Below are 13,990 nucleotides of genomic sequence, written 5' to 3'. Positions count from 1 at the left end.
CAGATCAAAGCTTCGCAGCCATGATCCATCTGACCGCTGCCGTGATAAACTCCCGATGAATCCCAACAGACCCTAGATCATGACAAATAAGTTCGCTACTTATGCTCGGGCAAGGGGGCTGGTCGGCTCGACGCGATAAATTTTCCGTCAGCTTGGGACACTTGTAATTGGGCATTACGCGAGAGCGATGGGTCTCAGGCCGCTCGTTCCGCTTCGACTGACACCAGTCCGTCAGATCAGGAGGTTGCAATAAAATGACTGTCGTTAGGACATTCGTACTTGGTGGGGCCGCAAGCCTCATCACTCTGGCGGGCGCGCAGGCGGCCGATCTTCCGGTGAAGGCGAAGGCCGTCGAATATGTGAAGGTCTGCTCGCTGTACGGCGCCGGCTTCTGGTACATCCCGGGCACCGACACCTGCATGAAGATCGGCGGCTATCTGCGCGTGGACGCCACCTTCAACGGCGGTATCCATGGCACGCCGGCGTGGAACGGCGATATCGGTCAGGGGAACCGTTATCGCGATTACTTCGCCGCTCGTTCCCGTATGGCGCTGACGATCGATACCCGCACCGCCACCGAATATGGCGTGGTCCGCACCTTCGGCCAGGCCGACTTCCAGTTCTCGACGCTCGGCGGCAGCACCTACAACCCGAACTCGATCAATACCGGCCTGCCGGTTGCCGGCTCGCAGTTGCTCGACACTCCCGGCGGCGGCTATGTCGCGGTCGAATACGTCTTCATTCAGTTTGCCGGTTTCACGTTTGGTAAGTCCGCTTCCGCCTACGCTACTCCGTGGCAGGGCTTCCCGGGCAACATCAACTCCAACCTGCTCGGCGGCCAGAACACCGACACCGGTGTGAACAACATCCAGTACACCGCGCAGTTCGGCAACGGCGTGTCGGCCAGCATCGGCTTGGACGATCCGACGGTCTGGGATCGCACCGCGGTCTACAACCTGTCGCTGCCTCTGAACGCGACGTTCAACTCGGGCAACGCCTATGCGGGCGTTCACTCGCCTGACGTGGTCGGCAACATCCGCGTCGACCAGGCTTGGGGTCTGTTCCAGATTTCGGCCGCGGCGCATGAAGTGAGCGGCTCCTACAACACGCTCAACGCGGCTGGCGCGCCAGCCGGCGGCGTGGGTCTGCCGGGTGCGGCACCGACCGGAGCGTCCGAGCTTTCCGGTCACCCTGACACCAAGTGGGGTGGCGCGGCGATGATCGGCGTGAACATCAAGAACATCCCGACCGGCCCCGGCGACGACATCAAGTTCGACGTCAGCTACGCCAAGGGCGCGACCAAGTACGTGATCTCCTCCTCGTCAGCCTCGCCGAGCTTCGCGATGTTCGGCGGCGGCGGCGCGGGCGCCTACCAGAGCATCGGCTTCGGTGCCACCACCGACGGCGTCTACCTGCCGGTCGCGGCCGGCGGCGACGGATCGCTGCATCTGACGGAAGCCTTCGGCATCCGCGGCGCTTTCAACCACAACTGGGATCCCTACTGGTCGACCAGCGTCTTCGGTAGCTATTCGGCAGTCCGGTATGATGGTGCGGCGAAGGCGTTCATGTGCCTCAACTACACCACGCCGGCCAAGGCGGTCAGCGCGGACTTCGTCTGCAACCCGAACTTCAACGTGTCGCAGCTCGGTGCGGTCACTCGCTGGACCCCGGTCAAGAACCTGACCTTCTCGGCCGAATTCCAGTGGTTCCACCTCGACCAGAGCTTCCAGGGCACCGCCGTCCTGGGCCCGTCGGCGCCCAAGCCGGCCGCCCGCTACGAGTTCAAGGACCAGGATACCTTCCTGCTCCAGCTCCGCGCGCAGCGTAACTTCTGAGGACAAAGAGCCGCAGCACGCCTGCGGTTCTACCAACGTCAACAGAGACCTGCCGCAAACAGTTCTTCGTGTTGACCTCCAGGGACCTCCGGCGATGCCCCGCCGGAGGTCTTTCCTTTTGGCATGACATATTGTTCACGTGACATGGTCTCCGCGCGACATATTGTTGTTGCGTCCGGTTCCGCATTTGCTCATATTTTATGCAGAACCAGCCGGTGAATTTCGATTTTCGCTCTGGCGTTTCCTATGGCGGCCGATGCAGCATTCCGCGCCCTGTCGGCGCTCTAGGGTCGCTTCCATAAGGAGCAGTCGGGGACGCCGTCGGTTATGCCCATCCTGTCCCGCGAGCATAATGAATCAGCAGAAATGTCTTACCTTGACGGTTCCCTGGGCTATGCCCTCCACCGGGCGCAACTGGCGGTCTTTGAGGGAATTCTTCAGTGTTTCGCTGAGTCCGACGTAACGGCTGCGGAATTCCTGGTGCTTGTGGTGGTGGCGGAGAACCCCGGCATCAACCAGGCTGATCTCGCCAAGAGCCTTGAAGTGGAGCGCCCGAGGATCGTTCCGACCCTCAACAGCCTGGAACAGCGCGGATTAGCCAAGCGCACCCAGGTCGCGCAAGATGCCCGCGTCAGGCAGATCCACCTTACCAAGAGCGGCCATCAGCTCGTGAAGGTGCTGCAACGGCGCGCCCGGGACCATCAGAAAAGGGTCATGGCGCGGCTCGACGAAACCGAGGCAAAGGTGATTCTCTCCTGCCTCTGGAAACTTGCAGGGCGAGATTGTCCGGACGAAGAGCGCATCCGTCGGAACGGAGCACAAGTCCGCAGCGTCTGAGCCTTCGCTGCGAACGTGCTGATGAGCCGCTGGTCCCGCTGCTCGGCGTCATTCCGGCTGACGATCACGCCTGGACGTTGATCAGCTTCGCCGCGGTCAGGCCGAGGATGTCGGCCTTCTCCTCATCGCTCAATGACGTGCATGCGAAGATGTGGTCGACCGGCTGCAACTGCCACGGATAAGGATAGTCGCTGCCCAGCACGAGCTGGGACGCGCCGACCTGCGCGGCCAGATGCCGGATGGCCTCCGGCGAGAACACCAGCGAATCGAAATAGATCTGCTTGAGATATTCGGTCGGCCGCTTCTTCAGCTTGATGTCGGGATTGCAATTGGCCGGGCTGACCAGGCAGGCGTGATCCGCACGATCCGCATAGGAAGGCAGATAACCGCCGCCATGCGCGGCGATGATCTTCAAGCCGGGGAAACGGTCGAACGTGCCTTCGAAGATCAGGTGCGCCAGCGCAATGCTGGTCTCGGTCGGGTAGGCAACGAGGTTGGAGAGCCAGCCGTTACCGGCGAGATGCTTGTTCAATTCCGCGATGCCCTGCGGATGGATGAACAAGGGGACGCCAAGCTCTTCAGCCTTGGCCCAGACCGGGTGAAATTTGGGATCGGAAAACGGCATGCCCTCGACCATGCCGCCAATGGCTGCGCCTTTCAGCCCCTGTTTCCTGACCGCCGTCTCCAGCTCCTTCACCGCGAGATCGGGCGCCTGCAGCGTCAGCGACGCGAAGGCGGCAAAACGATCCGGCTTGGACGCACACAGCTCGGCGAGCTTTTCGTTCTGCATCTGCACGATCGAGCCCGCGAGCTCACGATCGCGGCCGTACCAGAACGGATTGATCGACAGCACTTCCATGTCGACCGCCTGCGCGTCCATCGCCGCCAGCCGCTGATCGAGATTGATGAAAGCTTCCTCGGCGCCGCGCACCGGAGGCACCTGGATCTTGCCGGCATCGTTGCCCAGCAGTGCGCCGGCCTCCCGGATCTGGCAATGCGCGTGAACGTCGATGGTCTTCACACGCTTGCCGTTGACACTGACCGGCAGTGTCCGGCGCGCCGGCTGCTGCGCGTGAGCGCTCCGCAACAGACCGCAACTGCAGAACATGATGCTGGCGGCAGCGCCGCCCTTCAAGAAGTTTCGACGGGTGGTCACGCGGGTTCCTCCCAGTTTTATTTTTTGAAGCCCGCAAGGTAAGGTAGAAAAAGCGGCCTCAGCAAGGCAGCCGGTGCGCGGCGCACAAATGCAACCGCGGTTAGAGCGCTCTTTTCAGAGGTGCTTTTCGAAGAACGTGTCCGGATACGGATCGTCGTTGAAACGCTCGATCTCGCTCCAGCCGCTGTTGCGGTAAAGCTGCTGCGCCTCGGGCAGGGCGCTGTTCGTATCGAGACGCAGGACCTTGATGGACAATTCGCGGGCGATGTCCTCGGCGGCCTCCATGAGACGACGTGCGAGCCCAAGGCCGCGCGCTGATGGCGCGACCCACAGCCGCTTGATTTCCGCGATCTCGCCGCCTCCGCCCTTCAGTCCGACGCAGCCGATCGGCAAGCCGTCCGACATCGCGACGAGGAATGCGCCGCGCGGGCGGATCATGTCCATGGCTTCCGGATCGCGCGACAGCGAGACGTCGAAGCCCTTCTCGAAGCGGCGTGCGAGTTCGGCATAATATTCGTCGAGGCAATATCTGGCGTCGTCGCTTCTCGGGTCCATTTCCTCGAGCATGATGCGGCCGCGCCCGAGCGCGGAAGCGACAAGGTCCATCGCGCGCAGAAGTTCTTCCTGCCGCGGGTGGCGGGCCAGGAAGTCTTTGGCCTGGGCGTTGGAGAGCGCTTCATAAGCGCGGAATTCGGAACGGCCGGCCTTGGTCAACCGGGCGACGCGGCGGCGCGCATCCTCTGGATGCGGCACGGTCTCGATCAGGCCTTCGTCTTCGAGGCCGCGCAGCAGGCGACTCATCAGGCCGGAGTCGAGCCCGAGATAGTCGCGGATCGCCGCGACATCCGACTGCCCATGCCCAATTGCGTTGAGCACGCGGGCGCTGCCGAGCGGGCGTCCGCGCCCGAGAAAGGACGTGTCCAGGGCGCCCACCTCGGAGGTGACGGCACGGTTGAAGCGGCGGACACGCGCGATGGGGTCGAGCGGCATGATATCTGACTTTAGTCAGATAACTCGTCCTGTCAAACGGACGGGCGATTTGCGATGACGTTCTGCGCGGTGCCCTATCCAGGTCCGAAATCGCCGTCCTCACGTCCGGCGCGGTCACACCGGCTTTATGCCGGCCTTTGCAATGACGTCACGCCATTTCGGGACTTCGTCTTCGATGCGCTTTCTCATGCCCTCGGGTCCGTTGGCGATGACCTCGAAGCCATCATTGCGCAACTGCTCAGCGATCTTCGGCGTCTTCAGGATCCCGATCGACTTGGCCGAAAGCAATTCGATTATGTCCGCCGGCGTTTTCGCAGGCGCAAGAAAACCCTGAAACGTGTCCGAGATGAAATCCTTGTAGCCAAGCTCGACCATGGTCGGAACGTCAGGCAGATCGAACCAGCGATGCGCGCCGGTCACGGCCAGCGCCTTTAGCGCGCCTGATTTGATATGTGGATGCGCCGGTGGCAGCGCCGCAAAAGCGACCTGCGTGGTTCCGGCAAGGATCGCCTGGATCGCAGGCCCCGCGCCCGAGAACGGCACATGAGTCATATTGGCCCCGCAGACGATCTTGAAGAGTTCGCCTGACAGATGCGGTGTCGTTCCGACGCCGGGACTCGCATAGTTCAGTTCGTTCGGATCGGCCTTGGCACGCGAGACGAGATCGGCGATCGAAGTCACGCCGAGATCGGGGGACACCAGAATCACGTTCGGCGAGGTACCGAGTTCGGCGATGGGCGCAAACTCCTTGTACGGATCATATGGGATCCTGGCATAAAGTCCGGGATTGACGACATAGGCGCTCGAGGTGACGAGCAGCGTGTAGCCGTCAGCGTCTGCATGCGCGGCAATCCCGATGCCGATATTGCCGCCCGCGCTGGGACGGTTCTCGACCACCGCCGTTCCGCCGATTGCCTGGCCGAGATGGGTCGCGAGGACACGCGCGATGATGTCGGTCGGCCCCGCCGGCGCGAATGGCACGATGATCTTGATCGGGCGATCGGGATAGCTTCCTGCGGCGGCCGGTCCTGGCCTGAGGCTTGCGCCTGTTACCAGACCGATGAACGTTCCGCCGGCGCGCAGGATCTCCCGGCGCGACCGGTGTTTGTGTTTCCTCTCCTGCATTTTTCTTTTCCTGTTCTGTCCCTAAAGCGGGATGACTTTTCTTCAACGCTCTACATGTCGAACACCGCGACCGCGCGGATCGGCGAGGCCGTGCCTTCGCGCCACTTCATCGGCAGGCCGATGAAGGTGAACTGTCCCTTGCCGAGCAGGGCTTCGAGATTGCAGAGGCTTTCGATGTGGGTGATGTCCAGATCGAGACACGCCTTGTGCACCAGCAGATTGACGTCGCTGTCAGGTCCTGGCCGCATCGAATCGATGCCGAAATGCACGATGCCTTGGCTGGCGAGCCACTCCGTGGCGGCGACGTTCACGCCGGGATTGTCGGTCGAATAGGCCTTGCGCGGAAAGGTACGTTCGTGATGACCCGTGCATAGCAGCACCGTGCCGCCTTTCGGCACGCCGACGCCAGACTGCTTTACGGCGGTTTGAAGATCAGCGGGCGAGATTTCGGCGCGCGGCGCGATGTGCCGCAGGTCGAGGCAGATGCCCGGCACGATGCATTTTTCCAGCGGGTATTGGTCGATCGATATGCCTCGTGGCCCGAAATGCCGCGGTGCATCAATATGGGTTCCGCCATGATCGGCCATCGAGATGAACATCGACGACAGTCCGTACACATTTCCGGACTCTGCCAAGGCTTCTTCATGGTTCTTCCACATGCCGTGTATGATCGGCGGATGGCCAGGATAGCTCGGCGTACGATGATAGAGCTCGCGGCTGAGGTCGACGATCTTCATGAGGTGCACCTTCCTGGGTGGGAACTGCGGACGAACGGCATGTGTGCATGGCCGGCTGAATGAGCTTGTCCTTTGGCGTCGGACGTCCTCGATGCGCATTCGGCGGCGTGCCTGGTCCCGCCATCCTACGTTTGGTGAAGGCTCCCCTCAACGCGTCATTACAATGCGAACGAATCGGCGAGCCTGCGACGCGTTAACCTCATCCATTTACAATCCGTAAACACCTGCAAGCGCAGCTTTTGCGGTGGAGGTGCAGCATGCTCATCTACCCCGTACCTGTCGAAGTGACGAAGGCGAGGGTTCAGCTTCTCGCCCATCAGATGGAAAAGGCCCCTCCTCGTATCATCAACGAAGCCGTCCTTGACGTTTTCGCGGCCAAGAACAAGGTCGAACGCGACGCTGTTGCCGTCGATATCAAGGCGTAGAGCGCACGGACGTCCCTCTCGTATTGTCAGCGCCAGCCCTTGCAGTGAGAAAAGCCATCCCTCACGTTGCGCCGACTCGGCCTGCGCGATCAATGGCGGCGCGGACCTATCGAAGCGTTCGGGCGTTGACGGCAGACCATCCCGGTGATGGTGGCGCCATTGTCTCACCGCGAGGTCAAGCGAATGAAGCGGCAGTTCATCAAGGCTCTCGGCGGGACGACGTTCCTGCTCGCGTCATTTGCTTCCGGGCAACCGATGGCGCAGCGCGCGGACGTATCGGGACAGCAATTGTTCAACAATTCCTGCCGAACCTGCCACACCACGAAAGAGGGTGACAATCGCGTCGGTCCGCATCTGCACAACATCGTCGGCCGGAAGGCTGGCTCATTGCCGAATTATCGCTACTCCGAGGCGATGCAATCTGCTGATTTCGTGTGGGACGAAGACAAGCTCGGACGCTTCATCGAAAATCCGGATGCCCTGGTGCCGGGCAACGGCATGACGCCCTATACTGGAGTCCGTTCTGCCGAGGACAAGGCGAAGATAATTGCCTTCCTGAAGTCATCGAGCCAATGAGCCGCGCCACTTTCCCGGCACGACAAGCATGCTCCGGAAAAGTGGAAACCGGTTTCGCCTAGAGGTGATGACTTTTCTTCGAAGCGTCATCCCGCTCTAGCTCTTTGTTTGAGCATGATCTCCGCGCAAACGCTTCGCGTTTGTCGCGAGGGAAAACCGGTCTCCACTGTTCCGGATCATGCTCAAGCGAGAAGTCCGAAGCGTTAGCGCGGAGATCATGCGCGGGCAAAGCGATGAAATCATGATCCGATTGATCGGATCATGATCCGGAACACGCTACGGCGGTAACGCTTTTTCGCGCACAATCCTTTGAGCCTTGGATTATCGTCGCCTCACTGCGTGGCGTACCGCGCGGAGCATTCACCACCATATGAAGGAAGCGCGAGTGAACGGTAATACGCATGCCACTCTCGATCCACAAGTCGCGGAGCTTCTGGCGAAATTGCACGCCGCTGGGACGCTAACATTGGGGACGACCCTTTCCGCTGGCGAAAAGATCGCCGCTGTACGCGCGAGAATGACCAGCATCGCTCAACTCGGGTTCCCGCCCGAGCCAATCGGGATGAGGGAAGCTTTCATTCCCGGTGCTCCCGGTAAGCTGATGACACGTGTCTATATACCCCAGCGAGAACTCGCGCTTCCTGCGCCAGCGCTGCTGTACTGTCACGGCGGCGGCTTTGTCGCTGGAAGTCTGGACAACTACGATACCGCTCTTGCTGCGCTGGCAAACCGCGCCGCTTGCCTGGTCGTGTCGGTGGCCTACCGGTTAGCTCCGGAGCATCCCTACCCGGCGGCGAATGAGGATGTCTGGGCTGCGCTACAGTGGTTGAGCCGTACAACTGAAATCAATGTCGATCCGCGACGCATCGCAGTGGGAGGCGACAGTGCGGGTGGATTGCTCGCGGCATGGGTCGCACAGAAGGCAAGAACCGAAGGGTTGCCCTTGAGCATGCAGGTTCTGCTCTATCCCAACCTGGATACGACGGTATCGAGCAAATCCTGGCAAGAACTTGGGACCGGCACGTACGGATTGCGGCGAGACGATATGCTCGATTGGTATGATGCTTATCTCCCGCCAGGCATCGATCGCACCGATCCACGGGTTTCACCTGCCTACGCGACTGATCTCGCGGGGTTGGCGCCGGCATTGATCATCACTGCCGAATTCGATCCGTTGCGTGACGAGGGAAACGCGTACGCCGCCAGGCTCCGCGACGCCGGGGTTCCGATCGACCACTATTGCTGGCCAGGGATGATTCACGGGCTGCTGTTGGTCGCAGGCGTGCTCGATGCGGGGACGGTGCTAGTTCAGCGCGTGTCCGACGGCCTTCGGTCCGCTTTTCATCGCTAGAGCATGATCCGATTCCGTCCAATCGGATCATGCTCGATCGGTTTCAGTGCGTCGGCACGACGAAGATCTGGCCGGGATAGATCCGGTTGGGATTGCGGATCTGCTCCTTGTTCGCCCGGTAGATGACAGCATAGCGCTGCCCTGCGCCGAACGCGCGCTGGCTGATGCGCCAGAGGCTGTCACCGCGGGAGACGGTGGCGGTCGTGATCTTCTGCACCACCACGGCGGAGGGTGAGCCCTTGTCGGACGGAGCGGTCGTCTGGGCAGCGGCCAGCTTGGTCGCGGCGGCTTCCGAGGGCTTGGCCTGCGCCGGCAAGGAGGCGGTCGTCAGCGTGCCCGGAACGTTGAACGGCACCTCGGCACGCGCGCGGACGGCGCCGGAAGCAGCCTCCACCTCGTCCAGCCTGATCCGGTAATTGCCCGCCGCTACGCCGGCATTGATCGCGACCGAGAGACGTCCGTTGTCGTCCGACGTCACGGCGGTGACAAAGCTGTCGTTGAGATAGAGCCTCACCGCGGCGCCGGGGTGTGTGCGACCGCTGACACGGAGCTTTCCGCCCGGCTCGGTCTCGACCGCTTCCACGACGATCGCGCGCTCCGCTCCCGGCGTCGGGGCCGGATCCTGCGAGAGGACCTTCACAGGTTTATCCGGCGCTATCAGCGCCACGATCGGCTGCTCCTTCCCGGCGGGCTCGAGCGCCACCGCGACGCTCTGCTTGGACGCGGTCTCCTTGCCGTCGGGCTGCTTGACGCGCAGGGTTAGATCGTAATTCCCCGGCGGCAGCGGGCGCGGGATCATTGCGAATTGTCCCGATTGATCGGCGACGATGCGATCGTGCAGTTCGCCGTTGCGGAGCAACTCCACCGTCGCACCCGGCGTCGCGCGGCCCGCGATCACGGCTTCGCCTGTTGGTTCGATGCGGACGACGTCGAACTCGGGCGTGCCCTCGCTGCTACCCGGCGCGGGAGGCAGGCCGGTAAGCGCCGTTGCGAGGTTCGCAGCCTCCGATTGCAGGGCCGACAGAGCCGATGGTGCCTGATCGCGCTTGCCCGATGCCGAATCCTGCGCTGCAGGCGCAGAAGTCGTGGCAGAGCTGGTGTCGACCGGTGGCGTTTGCCGCGCGGGAGGAATGAGGAAGAACAGCGCGACGACGCCGGCAATGGCAAATGCCAGCATCGGCACGACCATTCGGCTTATCGACGTGGCGCTCATGATGTTCATCCGTTTGGCCGAATCGCTTGATGGCGCGAGGCGCAGCATGGCGGGAACAGTGCTCCCATCTGTTCGGTCCATCAAGTAGCCTTCAAGTAGCGTTAAGTAGCGTTGCGGATTGGTCAGCCGGGCTGACCTAATCGGCGCTTCCTCAGTGCCAATCCGCCAGATTGATCGCGAGTGCAATGGCCCCAACCAGGACTAGGCTCACCGCCCAGACCGTCTCCAGATTGAACCAGCTTCTCGCCACGTACCTCACGCCGAGATAACGATACACCAGCCACGCCAGGCATCCGCCGGCGCTGATCATGGCTGCGGTGTGGACCAGGGCGACCAGCAGCGCCATGGCGAGGTTCTGGTTGACGACGCCTGCCGCTGCCTCATGGCCATCATGGATGCCGGAGGGCAGGCAAAGCCCGAGATAGAGCGGCACGATCATCAGCCCGGCGCCATGGGCGATCGCGACCGCGAACGACCACAGGCCAAGTTGTGTCGGCGGTATCCGTGCTAGCGCGCGGGGATGGCGAGGCCTGAGCAGTCGCGCGACGCCGAAGGCGATGACGAGCAGGCTGGCGCCGGCCTGGATCGGGCGCTGCCACTCCACCAGCGCGATCAGGAGCGCGAACGGCAGCAGCACCAGCAGCATCGCCAAGAGGTGACCGACCGACAGCGGCAACAGCGCACTGACGAGCGCGCGCGGGGATTTCTCCATCAGGCCCGCGGCGACCGCGAGCGGCCAGCCCATGCCGGGATTGATCCCGTGATAGAGGCCGCTCGCGACGATGCCAAGCCAGAGCCAGAGGATGGGCGAACCTGCTTCGTTCAATTCCAGACCGACGGATAGCAGAAGGAGTCCGTCGAGCAGTCGCCGCCTTCAAGGCGGATCTGATGCGCCCGGTAGCCATCGGGGAAGCTCACGAAGTAATCGCGGGCGAGATCCAGTCCGCCCTGCGGCCCGACATTGGCCATCACCTTCGCGCCCGGCACGCCGTCGGGATAGAACTGGTCATCCCAGCTCGAGTAGAGCGAGTTGGTCCAGTACACCCGCTTGCCGTCGCGGCTGATCTCGACCATCTGCGGACCGCCGGCGAAAGCCTTTCCGTTGGGATGAGGCGTGCGGCGCGCGATGCCGCCGACATGCACGGAGCCGGCAAGCTTCGGCTTCCTGGGATCGCGGACGTCGTATTGGCGCATCTCGCCGGTGCCCCAGCAGGCGACGTAGAGAAAGCGATCGTCCATCGACAGATCGATGTCGGTCACCAGCGGCGGCACCGCGCCAAAGCCCTGCAACAACGGCGGCAGTTTTTCCTTTGGCGCGGGTTCGGCGGGCCCGGGTGAAGCGCAGCGTAACCCGGGGCCACTTGCACACGCTGATGCAAACACCCGGGTTACGCTGGCGCTCCACCCGGGCTACGAGGCTCGAACTTGATAATCCCTAAGCCATTTCCGTCGTCAATTCGAAGGTTGGTTGCTAAGAGCCGAGCCTGCGTTCATTCGGGCTCGATCTCACCCGGATTTCAATCTATGATTGATAAAAGCCGAGTTCGGCGACAGGCGTGAACCGGGAGGGTCCAATGCGTTTCAAAATGCTGACGCTTGTCGCGTTAGTCGCGAGCTTGCAGTCCTTTGGCGCATTCAACCGGCCCGCTGCGGCAACTGACGATGAAGGTCCCCGGGAAGTCCTCTGGCCGACAAAATCCTGGCAGACGTCGAGCCCCGAAGAACAGGGGATGGACTCGGCGAGTCTTGTCCGGCTGATAGAGCACGTCGGCACTTATCAGCAGGACAGCCTGACGATCATTCGCCACGGAAAGATCGTAGCTGATGTCTACTACGCTCCGTACATCGCCGGGGTCAGCCACGATTTGAGATCAGTGACCAAGAGCGTCGTCGGCACGCTGACCGCTATTGAGCTGCAAAAGGGCGACCTTGATAGCGTTGATCACCCGGTCATCGATCTGTTTTCAGACAAGCAAATCCAGGACGTCGATGACCGGAAAAAGGCGATGACGGTGCAAAGCCTTCTCGACATGACATCGGGCATCGAATGGCTGGAGAAGGCCTATCGCCCCGGCGAGACAATCATGAAGATGTACGAAAGCCCCGATCGGACAGCCTTCGTGCTGAACCAGCCGATGGCTGGCGCGCCCGGCGCCAGTTTCAACTACAATGGTGGCAACCCGTATCTGCTGTCCGCGCTCATCAACAGGAAGTCCGGGCAGAGCGCCCTTGATTTTGCAAAGAAGGAACTGTTCGAACCGCTGGGCATCCACAGCGCCCGATGGGGAAATGTGGATGCGCAGGGTGTGTCGGACGGCGAAGCGGGCCTGTATCTCGCGCCTCACGATATGGCCAGGATCGGATACCTGTATCTTCACAACGGGCAGTGGGAAGGAAAACAGCTTATCCCGGCTTCATGGGTCGAGAGGGCGAAGTCCGGGCCCGTGGCCGCGACGTTTGGATTCCGCTACGGAAACCTGTGGTGGTCGTATCCCGAAAAGGGCGCCTACATGGCGCGCGGCCGGCATTCGCAATTGATCCTCATCATACCGAGGCTCGATGTTATCGTCGTTATGACCGGAGCCCTGCGGGACACCGAATTCTTTTCGGCCTCCGGGCTGATCGACGACATTTCAAACGCGGTCAAATCCGATAAGCCGCTGCTCGAGGATCCCATCGCCAAGGCGTTGTTGACTGAAGCGATACGTCGAGCCGCGACGGAAAAACCATGCGCCATCGGCGGCACGCCAGAGCTGGCCAAGGCGGTTTCGGGAAAGGTGTATCATTTCTTCGACAACAGGCTGCGGTTGAAAAGCTTCACGCTGAATTTCTACGAGTCGGATTCCTCATGGGTCCTCACGACCTATACCGACAAGGGAAACGGCCGGTTTACAGGATTGGTCGGCCTAGATGGATTCTATCGCAAGAGCCCTCCGGCGCAGTATGGGATCAATGCCGCAAGAGGACGCTGGACCAACGAAGATACGTTTGTGATGGAGCGCCGGATCCTGGGCCATGGCGAAATCCAGACCTGGGCGCTGACCTTCGACGGCGACAAAGTGAAGGTGAATTTCGAAAACACCGATGGCTTCAAGGCGGAGCTGCAAGGCGAGAGCACCGAGTAAATGCAGCCCGCTGCGAGGGCGGGCCCGATCCTGCAACAGATGGAGCGCCCCAAGCCGCGCGATGTGTCCGTCGAATATCGGAAGTGGGTATTCGCGTCGGTTTGGTCGACGAGACGGTCATGACTATCTCGCCGACCAAGGAGCCGATTCGGTCCGTTCAGCGTCACGACAGGGACTGCGCGACGCCGGTCCGGCGGCCGAGCCTGGATATTTCGACCGGAGTGATTTCTCCATCGAGCCAGTCTTGCTCGCGCGCCAGGGCCCTCCAGGAATCTTCCAAGCGCTTGAAGTAAGTTTTCGTCTGTTTGTCAGTTGTGCGCTTTGCAAGCTTTGAACAGATCACCGCGTTATCCAAGAGATGCTGCGACTGCTTCATGGAAAGTCCTCCCGTTTCGAAAGAAACGTAGGCGATCGGCAAGGCCATTCAACGAAACTTCCGTGACCATTTGGTCACGCTCATGAACACCTGTTCATCGTGAGCTTGCAGTCGCGGGCAAGCAAATGAGGTCAATCACGGTTGCGATGTCTCACGCAGCGATTTCCGAACGCACTTGCATCTCGACTTTGCGAGGAGCGGGAACATCGCGATATTGGCCGCGTTGAGGGGCCATCGGAATGCG

13 protein-coding genes and 1 pseudogene are annotated in these 13,990 nt (G+C 61.5%); 6 read left to right on the top strand and 8 right to left on the bottom strand.

From position 1 onward, the window contains the following. Nucleotides 1-254 precede the first annotated feature (254 nt). Both AAFX91_RS13645 and AAFX91_RS13640 read left to right on the top strand, forming a co-directional pair. Nucleotides 255-1,835 (top strand): porin, encoded by a 1,581-nt coding sequence (locus AAFX91_RS13645; RefSeq protein WP_130577413.1) that lies wholly within the window; start codon nucleotides 255-257, stop codon nucleotides 1,833-1,835. Between the two features lie 327 nt (nucleotides 1,836-2,162). Further along, nucleotides 2,163-2,672 carry a MarR family winged helix-turn-helix transcriptional regulator gene (locus tag AAFX91_RS13640; RefSeq protein WP_130577414.1) on the top strand — a complete coding sequence of 170 codons (510 nt, stop codon included), beginning with the start codon at nucleotides 2,163-2,165 and terminating at the stop codon, nucleotides 2,670-2,672. A gap of 64 nt (nucleotides 2,673-2,736) precedes the next feature. Here the strand turns inward: AAFX91_RS13640 and AAFX91_RS13635 are convergent, their stop codons facing one another. The 4 genes from AAFX91_RS13635 to AAFX91_RS13620 form a co-directional block, all read right to left on the bottom strand. Then, the gene (locus tag AAFX91_RS13635) at nucleotides 2,737-3,828 is read right to left on the bottom strand and encodes an amidohydrolase family protein (RefSeq protein WP_394566828.1); all 1,092 of its coding nucleotides are present in this window, start codon (nucleotides 3,826-3,828) and stop codon (nucleotides 2,737-2,739) included. A 114-nt stretch (nucleotides 3,829-3,942) separates the two neighbouring features. Next, complete coding sequence (locus tag AAFX91_RS13630) at nucleotides 3,943-4,818, bottom strand: GNAT family N-acetyltransferase (RefSeq protein WP_394566827.1); 876 nt, start codon at nucleotides 4,816-4,818, stop codon at nucleotides 3,943-3,945. Nucleotides 4,819-4,932: 114 nt separating this feature from the next. After that, the gene (locus AAFX91_RS13625; protein WP_394566826.1) at nucleotides 4,933-5,943 is read right to left on the bottom strand and encodes a Bug family tripartite tricarboxylate transporter substrate binding protein; all 1,011 of its coding nucleotides are present in this window, start codon (nucleotides 5,941-5,943) and stop codon (nucleotides 4,933-4,935) included. Nucleotides 5,944-5,993: 50 nt separating this feature from the next. Beyond that, on the bottom strand, nucleotides 5,994-6,680 hold the full coding sequence (locus AAFX91_RS13620; protein ID WP_394566825.1) for a cyclase family protein: 687 nt from the start codon (nucleotides 6,678-6,680) through the stop codon (nucleotides 5,994-5,996). A gap of 257 nt (nucleotides 6,681-6,937) precedes the next feature. Between AAFX91_RS13620 and AAFX91_RS13615 the strand changes: the two genes are divergently transcribed. The 3 genes from AAFX91_RS13615 to AAFX91_RS13605 all read left to right on the top strand — a co-directional run bounded on the left by AAFX91_RS13615 (nucleotide 6,938) and on the right by AAFX91_RS13605 (nucleotide 9,032). Then, nucleotides 6,938-7,105 (top strand): hypothetical protein, encoded by a 168-nt coding sequence (locus tag AAFX91_RS13615; RefSeq protein WP_165420992.1) that lies wholly within the window; start codon nucleotides 6,938-6,940, stop codon nucleotides 7,103-7,105. 183 nt (nucleotides 7,106-7,288) lie between these two features. Then, nucleotides 7,289-7,681 carry a c-type cytochrome gene (locus AAFX91_RS13610; RefSeq protein ID WP_349017005.1) on the top strand — a complete coding sequence of 131 codons (393 nt, stop codon included), beginning with the start codon at nucleotides 7,289-7,291 and terminating at the stop codon, nucleotides 7,679-7,681. A 385-nt stretch (nucleotides 7,682-8,066) separates the two neighbouring features. Beyond that, nucleotides 8,067-9,032, top strand: coding sequence for an alpha/beta hydrolase (locus tag AAFX91_RS13605; RefSeq protein WP_394566824.1), 966 nt, complete (start codon nucleotides 8,067-8,069; stop codon nucleotides 9,030-9,032). A 43-nt stretch (nucleotides 9,033-9,075) separates the two neighbouring features. Here AAFX91_RS13605 and AAFX91_RS13600 read toward each other — a convergent pair whose 3' ends face one another. The 3 genes and pseudogenes from AAFX91_RS13600 to AAFX91_RS13590 form a co-directional block, all read right to left on the bottom strand. Continuing rightward, nucleotides 9,076-10,245 (bottom strand): LysM peptidoglycan-binding domain-containing protein, encoded by a 1,170-nt coding sequence (locus AAFX91_RS13600; RefSeq protein ID WP_245475710.1) that lies wholly within the window; start codon nucleotides 10,243-10,245, stop codon nucleotides 9,076-9,078. Nucleotides 10,246-10,396: 151 nt separating this feature from the next. Further along, nucleotides 10,397-10,990 carry a hypothetical protein gene (locus AAFX91_RS13595; RefSeq protein WP_245475712.1) on the bottom strand — a complete coding sequence of 198 codons (594 nt, stop codon included), beginning with the start codon at nucleotides 10,988-10,990 and terminating at the stop codon, nucleotides 10,397-10,399. 77 nt (nucleotides 10,991-11,067) lie between these two features. Next, a pseudogene (locus tag AAFX91_RS13590) lies at nucleotides 11,068-11,574 on the bottom strand (selenium-binding protein SBP56-related protein); the annotation flags it as partial. A gap of 245 nt (nucleotides 11,575-11,819) precedes the next feature. Here AAFX91_RS13590 and AAFX91_RS13585 point away from each other — a divergent pair. Continuing rightward, entirely contained in the window at nucleotides 11,820-13,370 is a 1,551-nt protein-coding gene (locus AAFX91_RS13585) for a serine hydrolase domain-containing protein (RefSeq protein ID WP_394566823.1), read from the top strand. Nucleotides 13,371-13,533: 163 nt separating this feature from the next. Here AAFX91_RS13585 and AAFX91_RS13580 read toward each other — a convergent pair whose 3' ends face one another. Next, a complete protein-coding gene (locus tag AAFX91_RS13580; RefSeq protein ID WP_349017004.1) occupies nucleotides 13,534-13,794 on the bottom strand; it encodes a hypothetical protein in 261 nt (86 codons plus the stop codon). Nucleotides 13,795-13,990: the final 196 nt, after the last annotated feature.

This window comes from Bradyrhizobium sp. 31Argb (genome assembly GCF_043638955.1).
GTDB lineage: Bacteria > Pseudomonadota > Alphaproteobacteria > Rhizobiales > Xanthobacteraceae > Bradyrhizobium.
The sequence above is the reverse complement of the archived record's forward strand: the minus strand, read 5'-3'. Positions and strand labels throughout refer to the sequence as shown.

Coding starts and splice junctions, on each gene's coding strand:
- AAFX91_RS13645 (WP_130577413.1), top strand. CDS start 255: ATGACTGTCGTTAGGACATTCGTACTTGGTGGGGCCGCAAGCCTCATC.
- AAFX91_RS13640 (WP_130577414.1), top strand. CDS start 2,163: ATGCCCATCCTGTCCCGCGAGCATAATGAATCAGCAGAAATGTCTTAC.
- AAFX91_RS13630 (WP_394566827.1), bottom strand. CDS start 4,818: ATGCCGCTCGACCCCATCGCGCGTGTCCGCCGCTTCAACCGTGCCGTC.
- AAFX91_RS13625 (WP_394566826.1), bottom strand. CDS start 5,943: ATGCAGGAGAGGAAACACAAACACCGGTCGCGCCGGGAGATCCTGCGC.
- AAFX91_RS13620 (WP_394566825.1), bottom strand. CDS start 6,680: ATGAAGATCGTCGACCTCAGCCGCGAGCTCTATCATCGTACGCCGAGC.
- AAFX91_RS13615 (WP_165420992.1), top strand. CDS start 6,938: ATGCTCATCTACCCCGTACCTGTCGAAGTGACGAAGGCGAGGGTTCAG.
- AAFX91_RS13610 (WP_349017005.1), top strand. CDS start 7,289: ATGAAGCGGCAGTTCATCAAGGCTCTCGGCGGGACGACGTTCCTGCTC.
- AAFX91_RS13600 (WP_245475710.1), bottom strand. CDS start 10,245: ATGAGCGCCACGTCGATAAGCCGAATGGTCGTGCCGATGCTGGCATTT.
- AAFX91_RS13595 (WP_245475712.1), bottom strand. CDS start 10,990: ATGGGCTGGCCGCTCGCGGTCGCCGCGGGCCTGATGGAGAAATCCCCG.
- AAFX91_RS13585 (WP_394566823.1), top strand. CDS start 11,820: ATGCGTTTCAAAATGCTGACGCTTGTCGCGTTAGTCGCGAGCTTGCAG.
- AAFX91_RS13580 (WP_349017004.1), bottom strand. CDS start 13,794: ATGGCCTTGCCGATCGCCTACGTTTCTTTCGAAACGGGAGGACTTTCC.